This window comes from Gemmatimonadota bacterium (genome assembly GCA_016714015.1).
Lineage (GTDB): Bacteria > Gemmatimonadota > Gemmatimonadetes > Gemmatimonadales > Gemmatimonadaceae > Pseudogemmatithrix.
This window is the reverse complement of the sequence record JADJNZ010000001.1, coordinates 446,344-472,411: the sequence shown is the minus strand read 5'-3', so window position 1 is coordinate 472,411 and position 26,068 is coordinate 446,344. Positions and strand designations below refer to the sequence as shown.

The 26,068-nt window shown below is 71.3% G+C and carries 23 protein-coding genes; 15 read left to right on the top strand and 8 right to left on the bottom strand.

Going from position 1 to position 26,068, the window contains the following annotated elements; genetic code table 11:
* Window positions 1-5: 5 nt before the first annotated feature.
* Together IPJ78_01945 and ligA are read right to left on the bottom strand one after the other, a co-directional pair.
* Entirely contained in the window at window positions 6-560 is a 555-nt protein-coding gene (locus IPJ78_01945) for a hypothetical protein (protein ID MBK7905305.1), read from the bottom strand.
* Complete coding sequence (ligA, locus tag IPJ78_01940) at window positions 560-2,749, bottom strand: NAD-dependent DNA ligase LigA (protein MBK7905304.1); 2,190 nt, start codon at window positions 2,747-2,749, stop codon at window positions 560-562. The genes IPJ78_01945 and ligA overlap by 1 nt, the downstream gene beginning before the upstream one ends.
* Here ligA and IPJ78_01935 point away from each other — a divergent pair.
* Together IPJ78_01935 and IPJ78_01930 are read left to right on the top strand one after the other, a co-directional pair.
* Complete coding sequence (locus IPJ78_01935) at window positions 2,676-4,022, top strand: thymidine phosphorylase (protein ID MBK7905303.1); 1,347 nt, start codon at window positions 2,676-2,678, stop codon at window positions 4,020-4,022. The two genes, ligA and IPJ78_01935, sit on opposite strands and share 74 nt — an antisense overlap.
* Before the next feature lie 6 nt (window positions 4,023-4,028).
* Window positions 4,029-4,262: a hypothetical protein gene (locus IPJ78_01930; protein MBK7905302.1), complete on the top strand. Its 234-nt coding sequence runs from the start codon at window positions 4,029-4,031 to the stop codon at window positions 4,260-4,262.
* 113 nt (window positions 4,263-4,375) lie between these two features.
* Here the strand turns inward: IPJ78_01930 and gyrB are convergent, their stop codons facing one another.
* From gyrB to IPJ78_01910, 4 genes are all read right to left on the bottom strand, one after another.
* Entirely contained in the window at window positions 4,376-6,322 is a 1,947-nt protein-coding gene (gyrB, locus tag IPJ78_01925; GenBank protein ID MBK7905301.1) for a DNA topoisomerase (ATP-hydrolyzing) subunit B, read from the bottom strand.
* Window positions 6,323-6,469: 147 nt separating this feature from the next.
* Window positions 6,470-6,793 (bottom strand): DUF721 domain-containing protein, encoded by a 324-nt coding sequence (locus IPJ78_01920; protein MBK7905300.1) that lies wholly within the window; start codon window positions 6,791-6,793, stop codon window positions 6,470-6,472.
* Window positions 6,790-7,941: a DNA replication and repair protein RecF gene (gene recF / locus IPJ78_01915; protein MBK7905299.1), complete on the bottom strand. Its 1,152-nt coding sequence runs from the start codon at window positions 7,939-7,941 to the stop codon at window positions 6,790-6,792. Before recF ends, IPJ78_01920 begins: the two co-directional genes overlap by 4 nt.
* 4 nt (window positions 7,942-7,945) lie before the next feature.
* On the bottom strand, window positions 7,946-8,737 hold the full coding sequence (locus tag IPJ78_01910; GenBank protein ID MBK7905298.1) for an enoyl-CoA hydratase/isomerase family protein: 792 nt from the start codon (window positions 8,735-8,737) through the stop codon (window positions 7,946-7,948).
* Between the two features lie 53 nt (window positions 8,738-8,790).
* Here IPJ78_01910 and mtnA point away from each other — a divergent pair, with 53 nt between their 5' ends.
* Genes mtnA through IPJ78_01875 form a run of 7 tightly spaced genes read left to right on the top strand, consistent with a single transcriptional unit; the run spans window position 8,791 to window position 15,364 of the window.
* Window positions 8,791-9,834, top strand: coding sequence for an S-methyl-5-thioribose-1-phosphate isomerase (gene mtnA, locus IPJ78_01905; GenBank protein ID MBK7905297.1), 1,044 nt, complete (start codon window positions 8,791-8,793; stop codon window positions 9,832-9,834).
* 8 nt (window positions 9,835-9,842) lie between these two features.
* Window positions 9,843-11,324 (top strand): glycerol kinase GlpK, encoded by a 1,482-nt coding sequence (glpK, locus tag IPJ78_01900; GenBank protein ID MBK7905296.1) that lies wholly within the window; start codon window positions 9,843-9,845, stop codon window positions 11,322-11,324.
* Window positions 11,325-11,328: 4 nt separating this feature from the next.
* On the top strand, window positions 11,329-11,661 hold the full coding sequence (locus tag IPJ78_01895) for a DUF2279 domain-containing protein (GenBank protein MBK7905295.1): 333 nt from the start codon (window positions 11,329-11,331) through the stop codon (window positions 11,659-11,661).
* A 46-nt stretch (window positions 11,662-11,707) separates the two neighbouring features.
* Complete coding sequence (locus IPJ78_01890; protein MBK7905294.1) at window positions 11,708-12,202, top strand: cytochrome c maturation protein CcmE; 495 nt, start codon at window positions 11,708-11,710, stop codon at window positions 12,200-12,202.
* Between the two features lie 3 nt (window positions 12,203-12,205).
* Window positions 12,206-14,224: a heme lyase CcmF/NrfE family subunit gene (locus tag IPJ78_01885; GenBank protein ID MBK7905293.1), complete on the top strand. Its 2,019-nt coding sequence runs from the start codon at window positions 12,206-12,208 to the stop codon at window positions 14,222-14,224.
* Window positions 14,221-14,838: a cytochrome c-type biogenesis protein CcmH gene (locus IPJ78_01880; GenBank protein ID MBK7905292.1), complete on the top strand. Its 618-nt coding sequence runs from the start codon at window positions 14,221-14,223 to the stop codon at window positions 14,836-14,838. Before IPJ78_01885 ends, IPJ78_01880 begins: the two co-directional genes overlap by 4 nt.
* Before the next feature lies 1 nt (window position 14,839).
* Window positions 14,840-15,364 carry a zinc ribbon domain-containing protein gene (locus IPJ78_01875; GenBank protein ID MBK7905291.1) on the top strand — a complete coding sequence of 175 codons (525 nt, stop codon included), beginning with the start codon at window positions 14,840-14,842 and terminating at the stop codon, window positions 15,362-15,364.
* Between the two features lie 11 nt (window positions 15,365-15,375).
* Here IPJ78_01875 and IPJ78_01870 read toward each other — a convergent pair whose 3' ends face one another.
* The gene (locus IPJ78_01870) at window positions 15,376-16,707 is read right to left on the bottom strand and encodes an amidohydrolase (protein ID MBK7905290.1); all 1,332 of its coding nucleotides are present in this window, start codon (window positions 16,705-16,707) and stop codon (window positions 15,376-15,378) included.
* A gap of 146 nt (window positions 16,708-16,853) precedes the next feature.
* Between IPJ78_01870 and IPJ78_01865 the strand changes: the two genes are divergently transcribed.
* Window positions 16,854-17,411, top strand: coding sequence for a DinB family protein (locus IPJ78_01865; GenBank protein ID MBK7905289.1), 558 nt, complete (start codon window positions 16,854-16,856; stop codon window positions 17,409-17,411).
* A 10-nt stretch (window positions 17,412-17,421) separates the two neighbouring features.
* On the opposite strand, the gene IPJ78_01860 is transcribed toward IPJ78_01865, so the two are convergent.
* Complete coding sequence (locus IPJ78_01860; GenBank protein MBK7905288.1) at window positions 17,422-18,702, bottom strand: FAD-dependent oxidoreductase; 1,281 nt, start codon at window positions 18,700-18,702, stop codon at window positions 17,422-17,424.
* Between the two features lie 142 nt (window positions 18,703-18,844).
* Between IPJ78_01860 and IPJ78_01855 the strand changes: the two genes are divergently transcribed.
* Genes IPJ78_01855 through IPJ78_01835 form a run of 5 tightly spaced genes read left to right on the top strand, consistent with a single transcriptional unit; the run spans window position 18,845 to window position 26,019 of the window.
* Window positions 18,845-21,124 (top strand): hypothetical protein, encoded by a 2,280-nt coding sequence (locus tag IPJ78_01855; GenBank protein MBK7905287.1) that lies wholly within the window; start codon window positions 18,845-18,847, stop codon window positions 21,122-21,124.
* Complete coding sequence (locus IPJ78_01850; GenBank protein MBK7905286.1) at window positions 21,121-22,077, top strand: hypothetical protein; 957 nt, start codon at window positions 21,121-21,123, stop codon at window positions 22,075-22,077. Before IPJ78_01855 ends, IPJ78_01850 begins: the two co-directional genes overlap by 4 nt.
* The gene (locus tag IPJ78_01845) at window positions 22,074-24,215 is read left to right on the top strand and encodes a hypothetical protein (GenBank protein ID MBK7905285.1); all 2,142 of its coding nucleotides are present in this window, start codon (window positions 22,074-22,076) and stop codon (window positions 24,213-24,215) included. The genes IPJ78_01850 and IPJ78_01845 overlap by 4 nt, the downstream gene beginning before the upstream one ends.
* Complete coding sequence (locus tag IPJ78_01840) at window positions 24,212-24,973, top strand: DUF4159 domain-containing protein (GenBank protein MBK7905284.1); 762 nt, start codon at window positions 24,212-24,214, stop codon at window positions 24,971-24,973. The genes IPJ78_01845 and IPJ78_01840 overlap by 4 nt, the downstream gene beginning before the upstream one ends.
* A gap of 20 nt (window positions 24,974-24,993) precedes the next feature.
* Entirely contained in the window at window positions 24,994-26,019 is a 1,026-nt protein-coding gene (locus IPJ78_01835; GenBank protein MBK7905283.1) for a MoxR family ATPase, read from the top strand.
* Window positions 26,020-26,068: the final 49 nt, after the last annotated feature.

Here is a 26,068-nt window from a genome sequence, read left to right as displayed (position 1 = left end):
CGCCTTTACAGCTGTGCCAGCGCCGTCTCGTACCCCACGCCCTCGGTCAGGCGCTGGTAGACGTGGGCGAGGACCTCGGGGCTCGCGAGCAGGAAGCGGCAGCGCGATGCCCCGTTCGACCGGCACTCGACCTCCATGCAGCCCAGCTGGCCGTCGGCGACGCGGCCGAAGAAGTCGGCGAGGAGTCCCGCCGAGTAGTAGCACGAGGGGTACGGCATCGCCGCCTCCGGCTCGGCTTCCGACCAGTCCGGGCTGTCGAACGCGACCGCGGCGTCGCCCAGCGCGTTGATGGTCACCGTTCCCCAGCCCGCCTCGGAGAAGAACCGCGCGGCGGCACTCTGGAAGCGGCTCAGCGGCAGGGACTCCGCCGCGCCCATTCCCTGGTCGAGGCACCAATCGCGGAAGGCCTCGAAGACGGCCGCGCCGCCCGCGTAGCCCGCCTCCTGCAGCACCGAGGCGAAGCCGTCGCCCATGGTGCGCACGAGGGCGCCGCGCAGCGCGCGCAGCGAGCTGTGCGGGACCGAGGAGAGCGTGGCGGGGCTGATGGAAAGGGTCGTCATCATCGGTCCTGTGCTGAGGGTCTACCGCTCAAAGCGCCAAGGCGCCGCTTCAGTTCGGCTTCGTCGATCACGAGCACACCCAGCTGTTGCGCCTTCTCCAGCTTGCTCCCCGCCTCCTCGCCTGCGACTACGAGATCGGTGGCCTTGGAGACCGAACTCGTCACCTTGCCCCCGGCGTTCTCCACGAGTTCGGTCGCCTGACCGCGCGAGAGCGTCGGGAGCGTCCCGGTGAGGACGATCTTCATGCCCTTGAAGACACCATCGACCGCCGCCGCCCGGGGTTCGTCCGTCCTCACGCCCGCCGCCCGGAGCTTGCCGAGGAGCCCGACCGCGGCCGGGTCATGCAGGAAGGTATGCACCGCCTCGGCCATGGTATGCCCCACGCCATGCAACGCCTCCAGCTCCTCCACCGTTGCCGCTTCGAGCGCGTCGAGCGTCCCGAAGCTCCGCGCGAGGAGCTTCGCCGACTCCGCGCCCACGTGCCGGATGCCGATGGCGTTGAGCAGGCGCGAGAGCGGCTGCTGCTTCGAGGTCTCGATGGCGAGGATGAGCTGCTCCGCGCTGCGCTCCGCGAACCGCTCGAGCCCCGCGACCTGTTCGGCGGTCAGCGAGTAGATGTCACCCGCGTCCTGGACCATCCCGGCCGCGATCAGCTGCTCCAGTCGCTGGTAGCTCAGCCCCCGGATATCCATCGCATCGCGCGAGGTGAAGTGCGCGAGCGCCTCGAGCCGACGGCCTGGACAGACGACATTGGGGCAGTAGCTCGCGACCTCCTCCTCGTCGCGCACCGCCGGGGTGCCGCAGATCGGGCACTGCGACGGCGCCGTGACGACGCGCTCGTCGCCGGTGCGCTTCTCCGGCACCGGCCCGAGGATCTGCGGGATCACCTCGCCGGCCCGCTTCACCAGGACGGTGTCGCCGATCCGCAGGTCCTTCTCGGCCACGAGCTCGAAGTTGTGGAGCGTGGCGTAGTTGATCGTCGCGCCGCCGACCTCGACGGAAGCCAGCACGGCGCGCGGCGTGAGCGCGCCGGTGCGTCCCACCTGCACCTCGATGTCGAGCAGCGTCGTCTCGGCGATGTCGGGCGCGAACTTCCGCGCGATCGCCCAGCGCGGCACGCGGCCGCCCACCACGCCGAGTTCCGACTGCAGCGTGAGCTGGTTGACCTTCACCACGCCGCCGTCGATCGCGAAGGGGAGTTCGGGGCGGATGGTCGACTCGAGGGCGCGCGCCCACTCGTGAACCTCCTCGAGCGTGGCGCAGGCACGGCGATGCGGCGCGACGGGGATCCCCCACGACGCGAGGGTCTCGAGCAGCTCCCACTGCGTGCGGAACGGCAACGCCTCGTTGCCCGGCACCGCGAAGGCGTAGCCGTAGAACCGCAGCGGCTTCTTCGCCGTCTCGCGCGGATCCTTCTGGCGCAACGCGCCGGCCGCCGAGTTGCGCGGGTTGGCGAAGACGGCCTCGCCGGCCTTCGCGCGATCGGCGTTCATCCGTTCGAACCCGTCGAAGGTCATGTAGACCTCGCCGCGGATCTCGATGGTCGCCGGCCAGTTCGCCCCGTCGAGGTGGCGCGGGATGTCGGCGATGGTGCGCGCGTTGGCGGTGACGTCCTCGCCCACGGTGCCGTTGCCACGCGTTGCCGCCACCGCGAGGGTGCCGTCTCGATAGGTGAGCGAGACGGCCGCGCCGTCGATCTTGAGTTCGCAGCAATACCCTTCGGCGCGCGTGGCCTCGCCGACGAGCTTGCCGAGCCGCGTCTCCCACTCGGCGAGCTCGGTCTCGTCGAAGGCATTGTCGAGCGACGCCATCGGGACGAGGTGGGTGTGCTTGGCGAGGTGGCTCTCGGAGACCGTCGCGCCCACGCGCGCGGTGGGGGAGTCCGCGTCGCGCAGCTCGGGGTGGTCGCGCTCGAGCGCCTGCAGCTCGCGGAAGAGCGCGTCGTACTCGCGGTCGCTGAGCGACGGGCGGTCGAGGACGTAGTACTCGTGCGCGGCCTGCTCGAGCCGGCGGCGCAGTTCGACGGCGCGGGCGGACGGGACCGCCGCGGGGGTTGGCTCGTCTCTGGGAGAGGACACTGGACGTGAACGTTCGCTGGCGCAGGGAGGTGGGTCAATGACGGTCGTGGAGCTGATCGAACGCAAGCGGGACGGCGGGACCCTCACGCCGCCCGAGTGGCATGACCTCATGTCGCGCTACGCGGCCGGGGAGGTGCCCGACTATCAGATCGCCGCGCTCGCCATGGCCGTCTATTTCCGCGGCATGGACGACGGCGAGATCGAGGCGCTCACCTCGGCGATGCTCGACAGCGGACGGATGCTCGACCTGAGCCATCTCACCGTGCCGCGGATCGACAAGCACTCCACCGGCGGTGTCGGCGACAAGGTCTCGATCGTGCTCGCGCCGCTCGTGGCCTCGTGCGGCGTGGCGGTGCCCATGATGTCGGGGCGCGGACTCGGCCACACCGGCGGCACGCTCGACAAGCTCGAGAGCATCCCCGGCTTCCGTACCCGGCTCACGCTCGAGGAGGCCGCACGCCAGGTCGAGCGGCTCAACTGCGTCCTCATCGGCCAGACGGCCGAGATCGCGCCGGCCGACCGGCGCTTCTATTCGCTGCGCGACGCGACGAGCACCGTGGAGGCGATCCCGCTCATCGCCGCGAGCATCATGTCGAAGAAGCTGGCCGAAGGGCTCACCGGGCTCGTGCTCGACGTGAAGACCGGCGCGGGGGCGTTCATGACGCGGCTGGAGGATTCGCTGCGCCTCGCCCGGACGATGATCGCCCTCGGCGAGCGCCGCGGGTGTCCGACGGTCGCACTGCTCACGAACATGGATTCGCCGCTCGGGGTCGCCTGCGGCAATGCGGTGGAGATCATCGAGTCGATCGACGTGCTCAAGGGCGGGGGACCCGCCGACCTGCGGGAACTCACCCTCGTGCAGGCCGCCGAGATGCTGGCGCTCGGCGGGACGGTGCAGAGCGTCGCCGCGGGCCGCGCGCGCGCGGAGCAGGCGCTCGAGAGCGGGGCCGCGCTGGACAAGTTCCGGGCGATCGTGGGGGCGCAGGGCGGCGACCCGGACGTGGCGGACGCGCCGGAGCGGATCCTGCCGCAGGCGCCGATCCGTTCGGTGGTGGTCGCCGCGGAGGACGGGATCGTGCAGCGGGTGGAGCCACGCATCATCGGACGGGCGATCACCGCGCTGGGCGGCGGTCGGACCAAGGTCGACGACGTGGTGGACCCGGCGGTGGGCTTCCTGGTGCATGCGCGCCCCGGCATGGCGGTGCGGAAGGGCGAGCCGCTGGCGACGATCCTCGCCCGCGACGCATCGGGGGAGTCCGCCGCACGTGCCGCGCTCGGGCGGGCCATCACCCTCGGCCCGACGGCGCCGTCCCCGCGGGCACTGGTCTCGCACCGCGTGACCCGGGAGGGGGTGGAGGAACTCCCGGGTGCGGGTGCAAGTTAAGGGACCATGGAAAACTTCGAGAAGATGGCCGCCCTCGGGGCGAAGGGCGTCGGCGCGGGAGCGCTCGTCGCGTGGCTCGCATTCGTGTTCGTGACGCGTCCGGGTCCGACGGGCGGGATCGACGCGGTGCTGCATCTCTGTCTCGCCGCGGCGTCGTTGATGCCGTTCGCGTTGCTCTCGGCGGCGCACCTCTGGTTCGGCGCGCAGCTGACGCGCGGGGCGGACTCGATCCGGGGCTGACGGGCTGGGCGCGCCGCCCGCCCGCTGGAGCCCGATGACTGGACGAACGAGGGGCCCGAGCTGAAGCTCGGGCCCCTCGTGTCGCACCTCCTGCCTTCTTCCTTCCGCATTGCTCAGATATCGAGATTGCTGACGAACTTGGCATTGGCCTCGATGAACAGCCGTCGCGGCTCGACCTCGTCGCCCATCAGCGTCTGGAAGATCTCGTTCGCCTGGAACGCGTCGTCCTGCGTGACCTTGAGGATCGTGCGCGTCTCGGGGTCCATCGTCGTCTTCCAGAGCTGGTCGGGGTTCATCTCGCCGAGGCCCTTGTAGCGCTGGATGTTGATGTTGGTCTTGGTGGCATCGCCGTTGCCGAGGCGCGTGGCGATGGTGTCGCGCTCGACCATGTCGTAGGCGTAGTACTCCTCCTTCCCCTTGGCGACGCGGAAGAGCGGCGGCTGGGCGATGTAGACCATGCCCGCGTCGATCAGCTCCGGCATCTGGCGGAAGAAGAAGGTGAGGAGGAGCGTCCGGATGTGGGCGCCGTCCACGTCGGCGTCCGTCATGATGATGATCTTGTGGTACCGGACGTTCTCGAGCGTGAACTCCTCCTTGATGCCCGCGCCGATCGCCGTGATGATCGTGCGGATCTCCTCGTTGGAGAGGATCTTGTCGATGCGCGCCTTCTCGACGTTGAGGATCTTGCCGCGCAGCGGGAGGATCGCCTGGAACATGCGGTCGCGGCCCTGCTTGGCGGAGCCGCCGGCCGAGTCGCCCTCGACGAGGTAGATCTCGCACATCGCCGGGTCGGAGAGCGAGCAGTCGGCGAGCTTGCCCGGCAGGTTGCCGACGTCGAGCGCCGACTTCTTGCGGGTGAGGTCGCGCGCCTTGCGGGCCGCCTCGCGCGCGCGTGCGGCCGAGAGCGCCTTGTCGAGGACGATGTTCGCGACGCGCGGATGCTCCTCGAGGTAGGTGGCGAGCCACTCGTTGACGACGGTCTTCACCGCCGACTCGACCTCGGAGTTGCCGAGCTTGGTCTTGGTCTGCCCCTCGAACTGCGGCTCGCGGACCTTCACCGAGAGCACGGCGGTGAGGCCTTCGCGCGCGTCGTCGCCCGAGAGCTTGACCTCCTTGTCCTTCTTGGCGAACGACGACTTGTCGAGGTGCTTGTTGATCACGCTCGTGAGCGCCGACTTGAAGCCGGTGAGGTGCGTGCCGCCCTCGTGCGTGTTGATGTTGTTCACGAACGAGAAGACGTTCTCGTTGTAGCCGTCGTTGTACTGCAGCGCGAGCTCGATCCCGATGTCGTCCTTCTCGCCCTCGAGGTAGAGGATCTCGGGGTGGAGCGGCTTCTGCTTGGCGTTGAGGAACCCGACGAACTCCTTGAGGCCGCCCTTCGCGTGGAAGGTCTCCTCGCGCTCCTTCCCCTCGCGGACGTCCTTGAGCGTGATCGTCACGCCCTTGTTGAGGAACGACAGTTCGCGGAGGCGCGTCGAGAGCGTCGCGTAGTCGTACTCGAGCTCGGTGAAGATCTGCGCGTCCGGCTTGAACCAGACCGTCGTGCCGGTGTCCTTGCTCTTGACGGTCCCGAGGACCTTGAGCTTGGTGGTCGTGTCGCCGCGGCAGAAGTCCATGTAATGCTCCTTGCCGTCGCGCTTCACCCACACCTTCAGGTACTCCGAGAGCGCGTTCACGACCGAGACGCCGACGCCGTGGAGGCCGCCCGACACCTTGTACGTGTTCTTGTCGAACTTGCCGCCCGCATGGAGCACCGTGAGCGCGAGCTCGACGCCGGGGAGCTTCTCGACCGGGTGGATGTCCACCGGGATGCCGCGGCCGTTGTCGGCCACGGTGATCGAGTTGTCGGCGTGGATGGTGACGTCGACCGAGTCGCAGTAGCCGGCGAGCGCTTCGTCGATGGAGTTGTCGACCACCTCGTACACCAGGTGGTGCAAGCCCCGGTGGGACGTGGAGCCGATGTACATGCCGGGGCGCTTCCGGACGGCCTCGAGGCCCTTCAGTACCTGGATCCCTGAGGCGTCGTACGAGGACTCGGAAGCGTCGTTGGTCTTGGCCATCGTCGGGTAGTGGGGTCGGGGGTCCGGACGGGTGCGCCACAGAGGGAGAATCCCCCTCGCGCACGACCCCGAAAAATACCCGGCAGTGCGGGCGAAAGCAACGCGCCGCGACCGCGGTTTCAGAGGGGAAACGACCCCTGCGTCACCCTAGCGCAGCAGCTCCCACCGGATCCGCTTCACCGGCGTCGGCGACGGCACCGTCGCGAGCTTCGCGACCAGCTGCCGCTCCATCATCGTCAGCTCCTGCATCCACCCGTGGCTCTTCACGCCCACCACGAGCGTTCCGTCCTCGGTCATGAGCCGTGGCTGCGTCACGCCCGCGATCTGCGTCCCCACGAGCTGCGGCCACGCGGCCATCACCCCTGCGCGCGCCACGTCCTCGTCGAGGCCCGTGCGCTTCAACACCTCCTGCAGTGCCTCGGCGATCGCGCGCGGCTTGCCCGGGCCGTGATGGTCGTCGCGATGTCTCATCCCTCGGCCTCGCGCGTGAAGACCCCATCCCGCACGCGCCAGCGCGCGAGCTTCGTGTACCGCGCGGGGATCTCGTCCTCGCGTGGCACGCAGAGCACCACCTGTCCCGTCCCCACCTCCTCGAGCAGCGCGAGGATGCGCCCGGTGCGCCGCCGATCCAGCTCGGCGAACGGATCGTCGAGCAGCAGCAGCGGGGTCACGCCCTTGGCATCGCGATGCGTCGCCGCCTCGAGCAGCCGCAGGACGATCGCGGCGGTGCGCTGCTGGCCCGCCGAGCCGACGAGTCGCAGGTCGCGGCCGTCGAGCGCGAGCGCGAGGTCGTCGCGATGCGGCCCGGCGTGCGTGAGGCATCGGCGGATGTCGTGCTCGCGCTGCCGCTCCAGCTGCTCGCGCAACGCGCCCCGCACGTCCTCCGCCTCCGCGAAGCTCCCGGCATAGCCGAGCGTCGGTGCGCCGCGCTCGCCGATGGCGACGCACTGCCGCTGGAACTCCGTGGCGCGAGCCGCGACCCAGTCGCGCCGCTGCGTGATGATCACCGCACCATGCTCGGCCAGCGCAGGCTCCCAAGCCGCCACCGCGCCCACCGCCTCGCCCTGGGCGCCCCGCGTCGCGCGCGCCGCGTCGCGCAACGCCGCGTTCCGCCGGGCCAGTGCGCCGCGGTAGTGCCGGAGCGCGTTCAGGTAGCTCCGCGAGGTGAGCGCGAGCGTGATGTCGAGGTAGCGCCGCCGCTCGGCCGGCGACCCGGCCACGAGGTCGACGTCGCGCGGCGAGAAGCTCACGCTCGGCAGCGCGTCGAGCGCGTCGGTGAGCTTCTCCGGCTCCCCGCCATCGAGGGTGATCTTCTTGCGCCCCTGCTTGTCCACCGCCGCGGTCGCGCGGTGCGCGCCCGTGCCCTCGAGGTCGGCCGAGAGATGGAACGCCGCCTCGCCGAAGCGGATCAGGTCACGGTCGCGCGCGCCGCGCTGCGAGCGGAGCAGCCGGAGATAGGCGATCGCCTCGATGAGGTTCGACTTGCCATGCCCGTTCTCGCCGAGCACCACGATGCCGTCATCCGCGCAGGCGAGCTCGGCGTGCGCGACGTTGCGGAAGTCGCGCAGCGTGAGCGCGCGGAGCCGGGCCGCCACGGCCTGCGGGGCGGTCCGGGTCACGCGCTCAGGCTCCGCGGAAGGTCGCGGCGCGCTTCTCGAGGAAGGCGGTGGTCCCTTCACGCATGTCGGCCGTGCGGCCGACCGCCCCGAAATGCTCGGCCTCCAGCGCGAGCGCGGCGTCCATCGACAGGTCGGCTCCCTGCGTCACCGCGGTGATCGCGTGCGCCAGCGCGAGCGGGCCGTTCTTCGTCGCCATCAGCGCCATCGACCGCGCCGCGTCGATGAGGCCCGCGCCGTCGACGACCTGGTTCGCGAGCCCAAGCGCGAACGCGCGATCGGCGTCCACCATCTCGCCGGTGAAGATGAGCTCGAGCGCTCGCCCCTGCCCGATCAGCCGCGGCAGGCGTTGCGTGCCGCCGTATCCCGGGATGAGCCCGAGCTTCGTCTCGGGGAGCCCGAACTTCGCGGCCTTGCTCGCGATGCGGATGTGGCACGCGAGCGCGAGTTCGCAGCCGCCGCCGAGCGCGAAGCCGTTCACTGCCGCGATCACGGGCTTGTTGAGTCGCTCGATGCGCGTGAAGACGGCAGAACCGAACGCCGCCACCGCCGCGAGTCCGGACGGCTCGCCCGCGGCCGCCGCGACCTCGGCGATGTCCGCGCCGGCGACGAAGGCGCGCCCCGCGCCGGTGAGGATGATCGCGCCGACGTCGGACTTGGCCGCGAGGGCCGTGAACATCCGGTCCAGCTCGCCGATCACCTGCGCGTTGAGCGCATTGAGCTTGTCGGGCCGGTTGATGGTGACCGTCGCGATACGGTCGGCGACATCGAGGAGGAGGAACTCGTAGGCGTCGGACATGCTCGGGGCCTGGGTCGCTGGAGGGTGACGCTCCCAATCTATACGTTTGGCACATGGAACAGATCGCCCCGCCGACCCTCGTGGTCGGGTGGTCCCCCGACGGTGCGTTGCGCATCCTCGACCAGCGGCGCCTCCCGGCCGAGGTCGTCACGCGTGACCTGCGCACCGTCGCCGAGGTCGCGGAGGCGATCCGCACGCTCGCGGTGCGCGGCGCGCCGGCGATCGGTGTCGCCGCGGCGATCGGCCTCGCCGTCGCGAGCGACGGGCACCCGCTGCGCGAGGTGGAGCGGATGGCGGCGGAGCTGCGCGCGACGCGCCCCACCGCCGTGAACCTCATGTGGGCGCTCGACCGGATGCTCGCCACCGCGCGCGGCGCGCACCCGGACGATGCGGCGCGCGCGGCCGCGCTGCGGGTGGAGGCCGAGCGCATCCGCGCCGAGGATGCGGCGATGTGCCTCGCGATCGGTCGGCACGGGGCGGATCTCATCACCGACGGGATGCGCATCCTCACGCACTGCAACGCGGGCGCGCTCGCCACCGCAGGGATCGGCACCGCGCTCGCACCCGTGTACGTCGCGCATGCGGAAGGTCGGCGGCCACGCGTCTGGGCCGACGAGACGCGACCGCTGCTCCAGGGCGCACGGCTCACCGCGTGGGAGCTCACGCGGGCGGGGATCCCCGTCACGGTGCTCACCGATGGCATGGCGGCGAGTCTCATGGCGCGCGATGAGATCGACCTCGTGATCGTCGGCGCGGATCGCATCGCGGCCAATGGCGACGCCGCGAACAAGATCGGGACCTACGGTCTCGCCGTGCTCGCGAAGCACCACGGCATCCCGTTCGTCGTCGCGGCGCCGATGAGCACGGTGGACCCGCACACGAAGGACGGCGCGGCGATCCCCATCGAGCAGCGGCACGCCGAGGAGGTCACGCACCTCGGCGGCGTGCGGATCGCCGCCGAAGGGGCGGCGACGTACAATCCGGCATTCGACGTGACGCCGCACACGCTCATCACGCGCATCGTCACCGACGTCGGGGTGTTCGCGCCGCCGTACGCGTTCGCGAGCGACACCTCCATCCTTCCTCCTCCAGCCTAGACCATTCGATGCGCCACGTTCTCGCGCTCGACCAGGGCACCACCAGCTCGCGCGCACTCGTCGTCGCGGCCGATGGCCGCGTGGTCGGCCGCGGGCAGCGCGAGTTCGCGCAGCATTTCCCCCAGCCGGGCTGGGTGGAGCACGATCCCGAGGAGATCTGGACCTCGATGCTCGAGAGCGCGCGCGAGGCGATCGCGCAGGCGGGCGTCGTCCCCGACGCGATCGGCATCACCAACCAGCGCGAGACGATCGTGCTCTGGGATCGCGCGACCGGACGGCCGATCGACCGCGCGCTCGTCTGGCAGGACCGGCGCACGACGGCGCGATGTCAGGCCCTCCGCGCCGCTGGCCAGGCGGAGGCGATTCATCAGGCGACCGGGCTCGTGCCCGATCCCTACTTCAGCGCCACCAAGCTCGAGTGGCTGCTCGAGCACAAGGCGCGCGCCGCGGGCATCCCGACGGAGCGACTCGCCGCTGGCACGATCGATACGTGGCTCATCTGGAAGCTGACCGACGGCGCTGTCCACGCGACCGACCCGACCAACGCATCGCGCACGATGCTCTTCGACATCAACGCGATGGCGTGGAGTCCGCAGCTCTGCACGCTGTTCAACGTGCCGATGTCGATCCTCCCCGCCGTGCGAGCGTCGTCCGGCGAGTTCGGCGTGACCGCCGCCGCGCATCTCGGCGCGGCGATCCCCATCACGGGGGTCGCGGGCGACCAGCAGGCCGCGCTCTACGGCCAGGGATGCTGGGTGGCGGGGCAGAGCAAGAACACCTACGGCACGGGCGCCTTCCTGCTGCTGCACACCGGTGCGGCGCGCCCCGTCGGCGGGCAGGGGATCCTCACCACGGTCGCGTGCGATGCACGCGGTGGCGCGGCGTACGCGCTCGAAGCGGGGATCTTCATCGCGGGCGCGGCGGTGCAGTGGTTGCGCGACGGACTCGGGTTGCTCGGCCGGGCATCCGAGAGCGAGTCGATGGCGCGGCAACTCACGTCGAACGACGGGGTCTACTTCGTGCCGGCCCTCACCGGACTCGGCGCGCCCGCGTGGGAGCCGGAGGCGCGCGGGACGATCGTGGGCCTCACGCGCGGCACGACGCGCGAGCATCTCGTGCGCGCGGCCCTCGAGGCGATGGCGTACGGCACCGCCGACGTGCTCGAGGCGATGCGCGGCGCGAGCGGCGCGCCGCTGGATGTGCTGCGCGTGGACGGTGGTGCCACGTTCAACGACTGGCTCATGCAGTTCCAGGCCGACGTGCTGGGTGTGCCGGTGGAACGGCCGGACGTCATCGAGACGACGGCGATGGGCGCGGCAGGTCTCGCGGGGATCGCGGCAGGGGTGTGGCCGGACGCGGAGGCGTTCTTCGCATCGCGGTCGTACACGAGGTTCGCGCCGGCCGTCGGGGTGAGCGCAGCGCGGCAGGGACTCGGCGGATGGCGGCGGGCGGTGCGCGCAACGGTCGCGTGGGCGAGAGACCGGGAGTGACCGCATGCCCGGACTGACCCTCGTGCTCCTTGCCGGCTCGCTGAGCTTCGGTGGCCCGCGGCGCGAGCCATCGATCGACCGCTGGCTCGGGCGCGACAAGCTCTACCACTTCGCGGCCTCCGCTGCGATCCATTCCGCGACCCACAGCGTCCTGCGGGCGAACGGACACCGATACCGGGACGCCGCTTGGACGGCCGCGGGTGTCACGCTCTCGGTCGGTGTCGCGAAGGAGTGGTGGGACCACCGGACCGGCGGGGACGCGTCGGCCAAGGACCTCGTGGCCGACGCCGCGGGTACGGGAGCGGGCGCGATCCTCATGCGGCAGGTGGCCCCGTAAGGCTCGCACCCGGCTATATTCCGCGAATCGCATTTCCGGAGATCGCATGCAGGCACGTTCCAAGTTCCTCATCGGCGGCGCGCTGGTCCTCGGGACCGCGGGTTTCCTCATGGCCGGTGCCATCAAGGACACCGCGGTCTACTTCCTGACGCCCGCCGAGCTCGAAGCCAAGGTCCTCGAGGACCCGGGCATCAAGCGCACCGGGGTGAAGGTCGGCGCGCGCGTCGTCCACGGCTCGGTCGAGCGCGATTCGAGCGGCAAGCGCGTGCGATTCGACATGACCGACGGCAAGGCGACCTACAAGGTCGACTACCGCGGCATCATCCCCGACACCTTCAGCGACTCGGTGGACGTGGTCGTCGAGGGTCGCCTGGGCGATGACGGCGTCTTCCACGCGACCACGCTGCTCGCGAAGTGCGCGTCGCGCTACGAGGCCGCGCCGGAGAGCTACTCGCCGGCCATGCGCGAGGCGTACAAGAACGGTGCCCAGCCGCCCCATCCCGCCGACACCGCGGCCGCCCCGACGAAGACGCCGCAGTAAGCCATGATCCTCGTCGGCGAGCTGTCCCTCTGGATCGCGCTGCTCATGTGCGCTTGGTCCGCGACGACCTCGTTCGCCGGCGGCACGCTCCGCCGCGCGGACCTCGTCGCCTCCGGTGAACGCGGCCTCTACGCCGGCGTCGGGTTCGTCATCCTCGCGTCGGCCGGCCTCTGGACCGCGCTGCTCACGAGCGACTTCTCGCTCGCCTACGTCGCCTCGTTCACGAGCGCGAACCTCCCCACCGTCTACAAGATCTCGGCCTTCTGGGGCGGCCAGTCGGGCTCGATGCTCTTCTGGTGCCTCGTGCTGGCCGGCTACGCGGGGCTCGCGACCTGGGCCAACCGCAACGCGAACCGCGAGCTGATGCCCTGGGTCACGGGCACCAACGCGCTCGTGCTCCTCTTCTTCGTCGCGACCACCGCGCTCGCGACCAACCCGTTCGAGCGCCTCGACTGGGTCCCCGCCGACGGCCGCGGGCTCAACCCGCAGTTGCAGAACCCGGCGATGGCGATCCATCCTCCGCTCCTCTACCTCGGCTACGTCGCGACCGCGATCCCATTCGGCTTCGCCATCGCCGCGCTCGTCACGCGACGCCTCGATGCGGCCTGGCTCGGCGCAGTGCGCCGCTGGTCGCTCGTGAGCTGGGTCTTCCTCACGCTCGGCATCGTGATGGGGATGTGGTGGGCGTACGTCGAGCTCGGCTGGGGTGGCTACTGGATGTGGGACCCGGTGGAGAACGCCTCGCTGCTCCCCTGGCTCACCGGGACCGCGTTCCTCCACTCGATCATGATCCAGGAGAAGCGCGGCATGCTCCGGAAGTGGAACGTCACCCTCGTGGTGGGGACGTTCCTCCTCAGCGTGCTCGGCACCTTCATCACGCGCTCCGGCGTGATCCAGTCGGTGCACTCGTTCGCGCAGAGTCCCGTGGGCACCTGGTTCGCGACCTTCATGGTGCTGGCCATCGTCGCGACGAGCATCCTGGTGTCGCAGCGGCTCCAGGACCTCGAGGCCAAGGCGCAGCTCGAGGCGATGATCAGCCGCGAGGCCGCCTTCCTCTACAACAACCTCGTCCTCGTCGGCATCGCGTTCAGCGTGCTCTGGGGGACGCTCTTCCCCATCCTGTCCGAAGCGGTGCGCGGCTCCAAGATCACGGTCGGCGAGTCGTTCTTCAACGCGGTGAACGTGCCGCTCGGCCTGCTCCTCCTCGCGCTCACCGGTATCGGGCCGCTCATCGCGTGGCGCAAGGCGAGCGTGCACAACATCCAGCGGCAGTTCGCGGGCCCCGCGGCCTTCGGCCTGCTCGTCGGCGCGGCGCTGATGGTGCTCGGGATGCGGAAGTTCTATCCCCTCGTCTCGTTCACCCTCGCCGGCTTCGTCGCCGGCACGATCATCCAGGAGTTCTGGAAGGGCGTCGGGGCGCGTCGCCGGATGTACGGCGAGAACCCCGTCGTCGCGCTCGGCCGCCTCGTCGCGCGCAATCGCCGCCGCTACGGCGGCTACGTGGTGCACGCCGGGATCGTGATCATGTTCGCCGCGTTCGCCGGCATGGCGTTCAAGAAGGAGTACGACGTCTCGCTCGCCGACGGCGAGAGCTACAAGGCCGTCGATCCCTACGGGCGCGTCTGGACTTTTACGAGCGAAGGGCTCTCGTCGGCCAAGCAACTCAATCGCGAGGTCGTGACGGTCGCGCTCCGCCCCGAGGTCGACGGCGAGCGCCTCGACATCCTCACGAGCGAGAAGCGCCAGCACTTCGATTCGCGCGGCAACCCGACGTTCCAGCCGTCCACCGAGGTCGGCATCCTCCAGCACAACGACCAGGACGTGTATCTCGTCCTCGCCGGCGTCGTGAACGGCAAGGCCGAGATCCGCATCAACTTCAATCCGCTCGTCGTCTGGGTCTGGCATGGCGGCACGCTCATGGCGCTCGGCGGCCTGATCGTGATGTGGCCGCAGTCCGCGCGTCGGCGCCAGCAGGGCTACGTGGCGGAGTTGGCGCCGCAGGCCGAGGTGGCGTCGGCGTGAGCGCGCGCCACGCAGGGTCGCCCGACCGGATCGACCGACGGCTCTTCCTCCTCGGCGCCGCGGGGTTCGGCAGCGCGCTCGTCGCCCGCGCCGCGGGCGGACAGGACGCGACGCAGAACTTCGCGCCCATGGAGCAGGGGGCGTACCGTCCCACGCTGCGGCCGGACAAGCCCGGCGCGACGCCGAAGCTCACCGACGATCAGCGCGACGCGCTGGAGCACCGCATCAAGTGCCAGTGCGGTTGCATCCTCGACGTCTACACCTGTCGCACGACGGACTTCACCTGCCAGGTCTCGCCGGCGATGCACCGCGACGTGCTGCGGCTCATCGCGGGCGGCTACGACGGCGACGAGATCCTCGCGGCCTTCGTCGAGACGTACGGCGAGGTCGCGATGACGGAGCCCAAGAAGGAGGGCTTCAACTGGGCGGGCTACTTCGCCCCGAGCGTCGCGCTCGCGACCGGCGCGGTGCTGCTCACGGTGCTGGTGCGGAAGTGGACGGCCGAGTCGCGGGTCGCCGCGGCGGCGCGCGCGTCGGTCCCCGGTGCCGCGATCCCGGGGATGAGCGACGAGGATCGCGCCCGCCTCGACCGCGCGTTGCGCGAGGACGCCTGAGATGCTGCCCCTGATCGTCGGGACGCTGCTCGCGGTCGGCGCGCTGCTCTACGTGCTGGCGCCGCTGCTCCGCGGGACGGGCACGCATGTCCGCGGATCGTACGTGCCGGAGCTCGCACCGGAGGCGAGCGCGCTCGAGGCGCTGCGCGAGATCGAGTTCGATCAGGCGACGGGGAAGCTCTCCCCCGAGGACTATGCGACGCTGAAGGCGACGTATGCACCGCGTGCGCTCGCGGAGCTGCAAGCGCGGGAGTCGGCGGGCGGGGCGGGGACGGCCGATCCCGATGCCATCGACGGCGCCCTCGCGGGCGGTGCCGGCGCGTCCGACGCGGCCGAACGGTTGATCGCGCGGATGAAGTCGCGTGGCACGAGCTGTCCCGCGCACGGGCCGCGCCCCGAGTCGGACGCGCTCTACTGCTCCGACTGTGGCACCTACCTCGCCGGGGCCTGCCTCCGTTGCGGCGCGACCATCACCGATGCCCACTCCCGCTTCTGCGGCGAGTGCGGGGCCGCACTCGCCGCCTAGTCCTCCGGCCGCTACTGGATCGGCCGCGTCGGCATCGGCGGCGGCGTGTTGCCGGTGAGGAAGTCGAGCGCGAGCGAGCTCAGGGTGCGCACCCCGGCGGGGAGCGCGGACTCGTCGGCGAAGAAGTAGGGCGAGTGGTTCTGCGCGACCGTGCGCCAATCCTGATCGCGCGGGGTGACGCCCAGGAAGACGAACACGCCCGGGACCTTCGCCTGGAAGACCGAGAAGTCCTCCGAGCCCGTCACCAGCGGCGCGACGGAGACGCGGTCCGCGCCCACCGCGCGCTCGATCGACGGTGCCATGCGCCGCGTGAGGGCCTCGTCGTTCGCGGTGACGCCGTACCCCGCCTCGAGGCTCACCGTGGCCGTCGCGCCCGCGCTGGAGGCGATGTCCTCGGCGATCCGCTTCACGCTCGCCAGGATGAACTCGCGCTGCGCCGCGTCGAAGGTCCGGATGGTGCCGCTCAGCATCACGGAGTCGGGGATGATGTTGTCGCGGATGCCGCCATGGAACTGCGCGACCGTCACGATCGCCGGTGTCTGCGTGATGTTGATCTGCCGGCTGACGATGGTCTGCAGCGCGAGCACGATCTGCGAGCCGACCACGATGGGATCGACGCCGCCCCACGGCGCCGCTCCATGCGTCTGCTTCCCCTTGATCTTGATGTTGAGTGCGTTGCCGCCGGCCATCGTCGGGCCCCCGCGGAAGATCACGTTGCCCGCCGGGCCGGGCCACACGTGCAGGCCGAATATCGCTTCCACCTTGGGGTTCTCGAGCGCGCCATCGGCGATCATCGGCTCGGCCCCGCCCGGGCCCTCTTCGGCGGGCTGGAACAGGAACACCACGGTGCCGGGCAGTTGCGCCTTCATCCCGGCGAGCACCTCTGCCGCCCCCATGAGGATCGCGACGTGGTTGTCGTGGCCGCAGGCATGCATCACGCCCACCTCGTTGCCGTTCCACGTCGTCCTCACACGCGAACGGAACGGCAGGTCCGTCATCTCGGTCACGGGGAGTCCGTCCATGTCGGCCCGGAGCGCGACGACCTTGCCCGGCTTGCCGCCGCGCAGCACGCCGACGACGCCGGTGCCGCCGACCTTCTCGCGCACCTCCATCCCCAATGATCGCAGGTGCGCCGCGACGAGCGCCGCGGTGCGGGTCTCCTGCATCCCGAGCTCGGGATGCTCATGGATGTCGCGACGCCAGGCGACCACGCGCGCATTCACCTCGGCGGTGCGACGATCGAGTTCGGCGTAGAGGCGCGAGGCTTGGGCGCTGAGCCCGGACGGCAGCAGGAGCGCCGTCGCGGTCGCGAGGGTACGGAGGAGGGCGGAGCGTGCGCGCATCGTCGGGTGGGTGGGGGTTCGCCTGCTCCCGGAACCTGCGCGTGCCCGGAACCACGCGGAAGGGGTTCGCGTACGGAGCCTCGCGTCCGGGCGTGGCATCGCGTGCCGGGACACCACAGATTCCCGACACCTCCCCCGGGGTCCACATGCATCCGCAGATCCAGTCCCTCCTCGACGAGCTCACCGCCGTCCGCGCACGCTGGGCGCGTCTCTCCGCCGCCACCCCCGATGACCGCTGGGCCGTCCGCGCCCATCCCGAGTCGTGGTCGGTCGCCGAGTGCATCGCCCACCTCAATCTCACGGCGCGCGCGATGCAGCCGTTGCTCGAGGCCGCCACCGAGCAGGCGCGCCCGCGCGGTCCCTTCTCCGGCAGCATGAAGCGCTCGATGTTCGGCGCGGTGCTCAGCTCGATGGTGGGGCCACTGATGCGGCTCGGTTCCGTGCGACTCGGCCGTGTGCGGACGCCACCGGCCTTCGTCCCCACCGGCGACGAGCCGCGCGCGACCATCAGCGGCGAGTTCGAGCGGCACCTCGCCTCGCACGAGAAGGCGTTGCGCGCCGCCGACGGCCTCCCGCTCCATCTGGTGAAGGTGGGATCACCGTTCGTCGCGGGGGCGCAGTACGATGCCTGGTCGGGCTGGCTGGTGCTGGTGCGACACTGCCATCGGCATCTCGACCAGGCGGAGCGGGTCTGGTCCGCCTGATCGCCGCCGCCTAGGCGCTCCGCGCGAGCGTCCCGCTCACGTCGTCGATCGCGAGCGCGACCTTCTCCGCGGTCGTCGCGGCACTCTCCAGCAACGGGATCCCGGGGCCGAGATAGGAGCCGCAGAACCAGAGCCGCCGTCCATGCTGCGCGTGCAGCATCGCCATCTCGCGCGCGCCGACGAGCGAGGCCGCGTTCACTACCGGCCGCTCGAAGCGCGAGCGCGCCCGCACCGAATCGGGGTGCGGGTCGCGGATGGGATTCCACGTCTGGAACACGGGTGAGGCGTCGCGCAGCGCGGGCTGCACCCGGTTCATCCAGATGGTCGCCATCGGCTTGTCGTGCTCCGGGCTCTGGATGAGGTTCACCGGCGCCCAGTGCCGGCGTTCCGTCGGGGCGAGGCGCGCGTCGGTGTGCACCGCGACCTCGCTCGACTCGTAGGCGAAGCGCTCGAGCGCGTCACGCTCGCGGCGATAGCCGGCGTCGAGCATCGCCGCGGCCTGGTTCGCCTGCGTCGCCACGACCACCTGGTCGAATCGCTGCTCGCCTCCGTCCCACGAGATCCGCACGCCGTCCGGCGCGGGACGGATCGCGCGGACGCTCACTCCGCAGCGCACCTCGGCGAGCGGCTCCGTCAGGCGCGCGACGACCTCGCGCGTACCGTGCACCACCCGGCGCACGCCCCCGAACGTGAGGCCGCGCGTGAGGTACTCGAGGATGACGCGCGCCGGATAGGCGCGCACCGCGGCATTGGAGCAGGTGCAGACGGCGGCGAACGTCGGGATGAGGAACCCTTCCGTGAACTCGTGTCCCAGCCCGCTCCGGTCGAGCCAGGAGCCGAGCGGCTCCTCGTCATCGCCCAGCCGGCGCAGTTCCGCCGGCGCCATCCGGAAGAACCGGATGAGGTCGCGGTTGATGCGCATCGCGGCGCCGCCGAGCGGGAAGGCGGGGAGGGGGACCGAGCGCCCGCCCACCAGCCAGTTGGCGTAGCGGTAGTAGACCGGCCCGTCGAGCCGGCTGAACGCCCCGGCGTAGTTGGTCCGCTCCAGCTTCACGCCCAGCCGGTGATACAACGCGATGAGCGTGGGATAGTACCCCTCGTAGATCACGCGCAGCGGCACGTCGATGCGGAACGATTGCCCGTCGTGCGGCAGGTCGAGCGAATGCGCATCCATCCCGGCCACCGCATGCCGCTCGATGAGCGTCACGCGGTGGCGGGCACTCAGCCGCCACGCGGCCGAGAGTCCGGCGATGCCACCACCCACGACCGCCACTTCCATCCCGATGCGCACGGGGGCAACGCTCCTTGAGGTGTCGGGTACGAACGTGAAAGGTGCGCTCCGTGTGCCCAGAGCGGTATCCAGGTCCCGGCGCTACATTCGCCTTCCGCCATATCGCCAGCGCCACCCCGTCTGTCCGCGTACTCCGAGGATCATGGACGCCCTGCTCACCTTCCTCCTCAAGCATCCGGCGCGCGTCTGGGAGCGAGGGGAGCTGGTCTGGAGCCCGGTCGTCCCCGGATGGGTGCTCGCCGCGGCGGCCCTGCTGGCCGTGGCCGTCGGGGTGGGAGGCTACCTGCGCGTGCAGGGACTCGGCCGTGCGCATCGCGCCGGATTGGCCGCGCTCCGCACCACCGCCCTGCTCATCGTCGTCGCCTGTCTCGCGCGTCCGACGCTCGTCGTCGCGAGCGCGGTGCCGCAGCGCAACGTCCTCGCGGTCCTGCTCGACGACTCGCGCTCGATGGCGCTCAAGGACGGCGGCGACGAGTCCCGCGCCGCGGCCGCTGAGCGCGTCTTCGCCGACTCCGCGGCGCTCGTTCGGGCGCTCGCCGACCGGTTCGCCCTTCGCTTCTATCGGTTCGCCGCCGACGTCCGGCCGGCGTCGAGCGCCGGAGGGCTCCGGACGCTCGGCACGCGCACCGACGTGGCGGGCGCGCTCGACGGCGCGCGGCAGGAACTCGCGGGCACGCCGATCGCCGGGATGGTCGTCGTCACCGATGGGGCGGACAACGCCGGACGCGAGTTGGACCCCGCGCTCCTCGCGCTCAAGGCGCGCCGGATCCCGGTCTTCACCGTCGGCGCCGGCCTCGAGCGCTTCCCGCGCGATGTCGCGATCGAACGCATCACGCTGCCCGCGCGACCCCTCCAGGGCGCCAACCTCCTCGTGGACGTGACGTTGCGGCTCCGCGGCGTCGCGGGCGAGCGACTGGTCCTCACCGCCGAGGCCGATGGGCGCGTGGTGGGCACCGAGACCGTCACGCTCCCCGCGCGCGAGGAGTCGATGCGCGCGCGCGTGCGGCTCGCGCAACTGGAGCCCGGCACGCACCGCATCTCGGTCCGCGCCGCGGCGCTCGAGCGCGAGACGATCCCCGAGAACAACGAGGCCCATGGCGTGGTGCAGGTGCGCGAGGGACCCGACCGCATCCTCTACGTCGAGGGCGAGCCGCGCTACGAGCTCGGCTTCATCCGTCGCGCGGTCGCGACCGACAGTGCGCTGAACCTCGTCGTGCTGCTCCGCAGCGCGGAGCAGAAGTACCTCCGCCTCGGCGTACGCGATTCGCTCGAGCTCGCCGGCGGCTTCCCCACCAAGCGCGAGGAGCTCTTCGCGTATCGCGGCATCGTGCTCGGCAGCGTGGAGGCGTCGTTCTTCACGCCGGACCAGCTGCGCATGCTCGCGGAGTTCGTGAGCGTGCGCGGCGGCGGCTTGCTCGCGCTGGGCGGCCGCGCCGCCTTCGCCGAGGGCGGGTTCCGTGGCACGCCGGTCGCCGAAGTGCTGCCGATCGCGCTCGATCGCGCCCCGCGTGAGGCCGAGGGGCCTGCCGTCGAACTGCGCCTGCGTCCCACGGTGGCAGGCTTCTCCCAGCCGGCGTTGCAGCTCGGGGCCACCGACTCGGCGACGGTGCAACGCTGGGACTCGCTCCCCGCCATCACCATCGTCAATGCGCTGGGGTCGTTGCGCCCCGGTGCGACGGCGCTGCTCACCGGGCGGCGCGCGGGGGAGAGCATCGACCAGACCGTCTACGCCACGCAGCGCTTCGGACGCGGGCTCGCCGGGATCTTCGCCCCGCAGGACAGCTACCTATGGAAGATGGATCCGCGGACGCCGGTCGAGGACCTCACGCACGAGACGCTCTGGCGGCAGCTCGCGCGCGCGCTCACCGAGGATGCGCCCGACCGCGTGGAGGTGACGGCCGTGCCGACGCGCGTCGCGCCGGGCGAACCGGTGGAACTCCGGGTGCGTGTGGCGGACGAGCGGTTCAATGACATCAATGACGCGGCGGTCGTCGCGACGGTGCGCGCACCGAGCGGGCGCGTGAGCGAGGTGCCGCTCGAGTGGGCGCTCGCCGAGAACGGCGTGTATACGGGCCGCTTCGTCGCCGACGAGGCGGGCGTCTACGCCGTCGGGGCGGAGGCGGTGCGGGGCGCCGACACGACGCGTGGTCCCGCCGCCGCGCTGCTCGCGGACGACGCTGGGGCCGATGTCGAGCAGGCCGAGCTCCGGGCGCCGCTCCTGCGGCGCATCGCGCAGGAGACCGGCGGCCGCTACTACCCGCTCGACGACGCGTCGCAGCTCGCCGAGGATGTGAAGTACTCGGACGCAGGCGTCTCCGTGCGCGACGCGCTCGACCTGTGGGACATGCCGATCGTCTTCCTGCTCCTCGCCCTGCTGCTCGGCGCCGAGTGGGGCATCCGCCGCTCGCGGGGGCTCGCATGAGTCGGCTCTCCGCGCGGCGTCTCCTCTGGTCGATGGCAGCGCTCGCCGTCGCGAACGCGGCGGCCGCGACCGACGCCCTCGCGCAGCGCACGCACCTGCTCGTCGTCACCGGACTCGGCGGCGAACCGGCGTACACCGCGGCCTTCGCGAAGCACGGCGCGGCGCTCGCCGACCTCGCGCGCACGCGCTGGCGCGTGGCCGACTCGAGTCTCGTCTGGCTCGCCGAGGATCCGGCGCGCGACTCACAGCGGATCGATGGCCGCGCGACGAAGGACGCGGTCGCGGGCGCCTTCCTCGCCCTCTCGCGCCGCGTGGCGCCGGGCGACGTGGTGGTCGTGATCCTCATCGGGCATGGGTCGGGGGAAGGTATGCAGTCGCGCGTGAATCTCCCCGGGGTCGATCCCACCGCCGCGGAGTACGCCACCTGGATCGCTGGCTTCGCGCGGCAGACGGTCGTGTTCGTCGTCGCCGCGAGCGCGAGCGGCGACTTCGGCGCGGCGCTCAAGGGCCCTGGGCGAGTGATCGTCACCGCGACGCGCACGGCGTTCGAGCGCAATGACTCGCAGTTCGCCGAGCACTTCGTGCGTGGCCTCGCGAGCGACGAGGCGGATGCGGACAAGGACGGCCGCACCACGGTGATGGAGTCCTTCGCATTCGCGGTGCGCGAGGTCGCGAAGGCGTACGACACCAACCGGCGGATGCTCACCGAGCACGCGGTGGTCTCCGACTCGGTGCTCGCGTCCCGCACGGCCTACGCGGCGAGCGTCTCGAGCGGCGACCCGCGCGTGGTGACTCTGGTGGCGGAGCGGAAGGCGCTCGAGGAGCAGGTCGAGCGCCTCAAGGCCCGCAAGGCGACGACGCCCGAGGCGGAATACGAGGCCGAGCTCGAGCGGCTGCTCGTCGCGATCGCGGAGAAGTCGGCGGAGATCCGCGCGCTGGAGCGGCGGCCATGAGCGCGCGCCGCGCGGCGCTCGCCGCGGTCGTCAGCTTCGCGGCCGCCGCGTCGGGGGTCATCGCGACTCCCGTCGCGGCACAGGCCGCGCCCGACCGCACCGCGCGGGTGCAGCGCGCCGAGCTCGCGCTCCTCCGCGGGGACCGCGCGACCGCGGAGCGCGAGGGCGCGACGATCGCGGCCGAGTACGGGCGGGGCGGCGACGGCTGGTCGGCGCGCGACCGCATCGCGGCCGGACGCGCGTACCTGCTCGTCTCGGCGGGCGAGGCCGACGCGGTGCGCGCGGCCCTGCGCGCGTTCGATGCCGCCGCCGCGGCCGATCCCACCAACGACGAGGCGGTGCTCCGCGCGTCGGACCTGCTGCTCGACAAGTACGTCGCCCCGGACGCGCAGCAGGGGTACGAGGCGGTGCTGCGCCGTCGGCCCACCAGCGCGTGGGCCCTCCTCGGCATGGCGCGCGTGATGGAGTTCACCGGCAAGGGGGACGCGCTCGCGAAGGCGCGTGAGGCGCTCGCCGCCGACCCGCGCTTCGTGCCGGCGCACCTGTTCGTCGCGCGCCAGCACCTCGAGGCCGAGGCGGATGATTCGGCGCGTGCCGCCGCACGCCGTGTGCTCACGCCGGATCTGCGCGCCACCGAGGCGCAGGCGCTCGACGCGTGGGCGGTGATCGGCGCGGTGGCGTGGATCGAAGGCGACTCCAGCGCCTTCCGCGACGCGCGCGCACAGGCGGAGCGCATCACGCCGCGGCCGGCGCCCTTCTATATCACGCTCTCGGAAGCCGCCTCGCGACAGCGTCGCTACGCGGATGCCGAGCGCTTCGCGGCGCGCGCCCTCGAGCTCGACTCGATGTCCGTCGCCGCGCTCGGCTCGCTCGGCACCAACCGTCTTCGGACCGGCCAGCTCTCCCAGGGGCGTGCGCACATCGAGCGCGCCTTCGCGATCGACCCGTTCAATCTCTGGCACAAGAACACGCTCGACCTCCTCGACGCGCTCGCGACCTTCCGCACCGTGCGGATGGGGCGGTTCGAGTTCGTCGCCTCGGCGCGCGAGGCGGACATCCTCCTGCCGTACCTCTCCCCGCTGCTCGAGGAGGCGTACGACAAGCTCGCGGCACGGTACGACTACCGGCCGGCCGCGCCGGTGCGGATGGAGATCTACGCGCGGCACGCGGACTTCTCCGTGCGCACTGTCGGCCTCACCGGACTCGGCGCGCTCGGCGTGAGCTTCGGTCGTCTGCTCGCGATCGACGCCCCCTCGGCGCGCGCGCCGGGGACGTTCAACTGGGGCTCCACCGCCTGGCACGAGCTCACGCACACCTTCACCCTCGGACTCTCCGACAATCGGGTGCCGCGCTGGTTCTCCGAAGGCGTGTCGGTGCACGAGGAGCGGCGCGCGCGACCCGGCTGGGGCGCCACGCCATCGCCGCCGTACTATGCCGCACTCAAGGGGAACGTCCTCCGCCCGGTGAGTCAGCTCAACGACGGCTTCGTGAGGCCGCGCAACGAGCATGAGGTCGTGCTGAGCTACTTCCACGCCTCGATGGTCGTGGAGATGATCGAGGCCGAGTTCGGCGCGCCGGCGCTCGGCGCGATGCTGCGGGGCTGGCGCGACGGCCTCACGAACGCGCAGGTCTTCCAGCGCGTGCTCAAGCTCAGCGAGGCCGCGCTCGACGAGCGGTTCGATACCTGGGTGCGCGCGCGCTTCGCACGCGCGCTCGCGGCGACGAGTGTCGCGGCGATGTCGGACAGCGCCGTCGTCGGCGATGCGGAACTCGAGCCGCTCATCGCGGAGGCGCAACAGTACGAGCGCGCGCGCAACGACACGGCGCTCATCGGCGCGCTGGAGCGCATGCTCTGGATCTGGCCCTACGACGCGCCGACGCATGCGAAGCTCGCCGACGCCGCGGCGCGCGCCGGCCTGCCGGGGAAGGCGGTGCGCGAGCGTCGGGCGATCCTCGCACTCGGGCCGTCCGACCTGCTCGCGGCGCGCGTCGACCTCGCGCGCGCGCTGTTCGGGGCAGGGGATCGTGCGGGCGCGCGTCGCGAGGTCCTCGCGGTGCTCGAACAGTCGCCCACGTACGAGCGCGCGCAGCAGTTGCTGCTGGAACTCCGCAACGCGCCGCCCGGGGGCACGCCATGAACTGGCGACGCTTGGTCTTGCTCGCCGCGCTGTGCGCCGCCGCTCCGCTCGAGGCGCAGCGGGGCCGCCGGAATCGTTTCACCGAGCCCGGCGACAATCCCCCGTACGACGGCCGCGTCACCTTCGTCCGCCTGCGCTACGAGATGGGGATGGACCAGGACGTCGGTCGCTTCGGTGGCGGGGACGTCCCTTGGTCGCACGATTACCCGCGCGGCGAGCGGAACTTCACGCAGATCCTGAGCGAGCTCACGACGATCCGCGTGCGGACCGCGGAGAGTGCGGTGATGCGCGTGACCGACCCGCAGCTCGGTCGCTATCCCGTCGCGTACATGGCCGAGCCGGGCTTCTGGCGCCCCAACGACGTGGAGGTCGCCGCGATGCGGACCTACCTCGCCAAGGGCGGGTTCGTGATGTTCGACGACTTCCGCGGCAACCACTGGTTCAACCTCGAGGCGCAGATGCGCCGCGTGCTCCCCGCGCTGCGGTTCGTGCCGATCGATGGCACGCACCCGATCTTCGACGCGTTCTACCGCGTGCCGCACCCCGAGGAGCTCACGTCATACAGCGGCACCGTGCCCACCTTCTGGGCGCTCTTCGAGGACAACGACCCGAAGCGGCGCATGATCGCCCTCGCGTATCGGGATGGCGACCTCTCGGAGTACTGGGAGTTCTCGGGGCAGGGCTTCGCCCCGGTGGACCTCGAGAACGAAGCGTACAAGCTCGGCATCAACTTCCTCGTCTATTCGCTCAGCCGCTGACCGACCACCTGGAGAAGACCGTGACCGCACCCGCAGATGCCCTCGCCGGACTCGATGACGGCGCGCTCGCCGACCGCCTGCACGCGGCGGGGGGCCGCATCACCGCCGAGCTTCGGAAGGTGATCGTCGGGCAGGATGCCGTGGTGGAACAGGCGCTCATCGCGCTCTTCGCCGGCGGCAACTGCCTCCTCGTCGGCGTGCCCGGGCTCGCGAAGACACTGCTCATCTCGACGATGGCACGCGCCCTCGACCTCAAGTTCTCGCGCATCCAGTTCACCCCCGACCTCATGCCGAGCGACGTGACGGGGACCGACGTGATCCAGGACGACCCGGCGACCGGTCAGCGCCGGCTCGCCTTCATGGCCGGTCCGGTGTTCGCCAACGTGCTGCTCGCCGACGAGATCAACCGCACGCCGCCCAAGACGCAGTCGGCGCTACTGGAGGCGATGCAGGAGAAGCGCGTGACGGTGCAGGGGCGCACCTACGAGCTCGACCCGCCGTTCTTCGTCTTCGCGACGCAGAATCCGATCGAACTCGAAGGCACCTACCCGCTCCCCGAGGCCCAGCTCGACCGCTTCATGCTCGAGGTCCTGCTCGACTACCTGCCGGAGGAGGACGAGGTCGCGGTGGTGAAGGCGACGACCGCGCTGCCGCCGGAGGCGGTGCAGCCGGTGGTGTCGAAGGCCGAGATCCTCGCCTTCCAGAAGGTGGTCCGCCGCGTTCCCGTCGCCGACGCCGTGACCCGCTACGCGGTGACCCTGGTGCGCACGAGCCGCCCAGGCCCAACGGCCCCCGATTTCATCAAGAGCTACGTGAACTACGGCGCCTCCGTCCGCGCGGCCCAGGCCCTCATTCTGGGCGCCAAGGCCCGCGCCCTATTGCAGGGCCGCGCCCACGTCGGGTACGAGGATGTGCAGGCCCTCGCACGCCCTGTGCTCCGTCACCGCCTGATCCTGAACTTCCAGGCCCAGAGCGAGAAGGTGACCACCGACCGGATCATCGAACAGCTGGTCGCCGCCGTACCGACCCCCAAGTCCAAGCTGTGATCCCCCCCCCTGATCCCTCCCCCTAGTCCCTCCCCCTAGTCCCTCCCCC

Bases quoted from the DNA above. Each gene is read 5' to 3' on its own strand.
- IPJ78_01945 (MBK7905305.1), bottom strand. From the start codon at position 560: ATGACGACCCTTTCCATCAGCCCCGCCACGCTCTCCTCGGTCCCGCAC.
- IPJ78_01935 (MBK7905303.1), top strand. From the start codon at position 2,676: ATGACGGTCGTGGAGCTGATCGAACGCAAGCGGGACGGCGGGACCCTC.
- ligA (MBK7905304.1), bottom strand. From the start codon at position 2,749: ATGAGGTCATGCCACTCGGGCGGCGTGAGGGTCCCGCCGTCCCGCTTG.
- IPJ78_01930 (MBK7905302.1), top strand. From the start codon at position 4,029: ATGGAAAACTTCGAGAAGATGGCCGCCCTCGGGGCGAAGGGCGTCGGC.
- gyrB (MBK7905301.1), bottom strand. From the start codon at position 6,322: ATGGCCAAGACCAACGACGCTTCCGAGTCCTCGTACGACGCCTCAGGG.
- IPJ78_01920 (MBK7905300.1), bottom strand. From the start codon at position 6,793: ATGAGACATCGCGACGACCATCACGGCCCGGGCAAGCCGCGCGCGATC.
- IPJ78_01910 (MBK7905298.1), bottom strand. From the start codon at position 8,737: ATGTCCGACGCCTACGAGTTCCTCCTCCTCGATGTCGCCGACCGTATC.
- mtnA (MBK7905297.1), top strand. From the start codon at position 8,791: ATGGAACAGATCGCCCCGCCGACCCTCGTGGTCGGGTGGTCCCCCGAC.
- glpK (MBK7905296.1), top strand. From the start codon at position 9,843: ATGCGCCACGTTCTCGCGCTCGACCAGGGCACCACCAGCTCGCGCGCA.
- IPJ78_01895 (MBK7905295.1), top strand. From the start codon at position 11,329: ATGCCCGGACTGACCCTCGTGCTCCTTGCCGGCTCGCTGAGCTTCGGT.
- IPJ78_01890 (MBK7905294.1), top strand. From the start codon at position 11,708: ATGCAGGCACGTTCCAAGTTCCTCATCGGCGGCGCGCTGGTCCTCGGG.
- IPJ78_01885 (MBK7905293.1), top strand. From the start codon at position 12,206: ATGATCCTCGTCGGCGAGCTGTCCCTCTGGATCGCGCTGCTCATGTGC.
- IPJ78_01875 (MBK7905291.1), top strand. From the start codon at position 14,840: ATGCTGCCCCTGATCGTCGGGACGCTGCTCGCGGTCGGCGCGCTGCTC.
- IPJ78_01870 (MBK7905290.1), bottom strand. From the start codon at position 16,707: ATGCGCGCACGCTCCGCCCTCCTCCGTACCCTCGCGACCGCGACGGCG.
- IPJ78_01865 (MBK7905289.1), top strand. From the start codon at position 16,854: ATGCATCCGCAGATCCAGTCCCTCCTCGACGAGCTCACCGCCGTCCGC.
- IPJ78_01855 (MBK7905287.1), top strand. From the start codon at position 18,845: ATGGACGCCCTGCTCACCTTCCTCCTCAAGCATCCGGCGCGCGTCTGG.
- IPJ78_01850 (MBK7905286.1), top strand. From the start codon at position 21,121: ATGAGTCGGCTCTCCGCGCGGCGTCTCCTCTGGTCGATGGCAGCGCTC.
- IPJ78_01845 (MBK7905285.1), top strand. From the start codon at position 22,074: ATGAGCGCGCGCCGCGCGGCGCTCGCCGCGGTCGTCAGCTTCGCGGCC.
- IPJ78_01840 (MBK7905284.1), top strand. From the start codon at position 24,212: ATGAACTGGCGACGCTTGGTCTTGCTCGCCGCGCTGTGCGCCGCCGCT.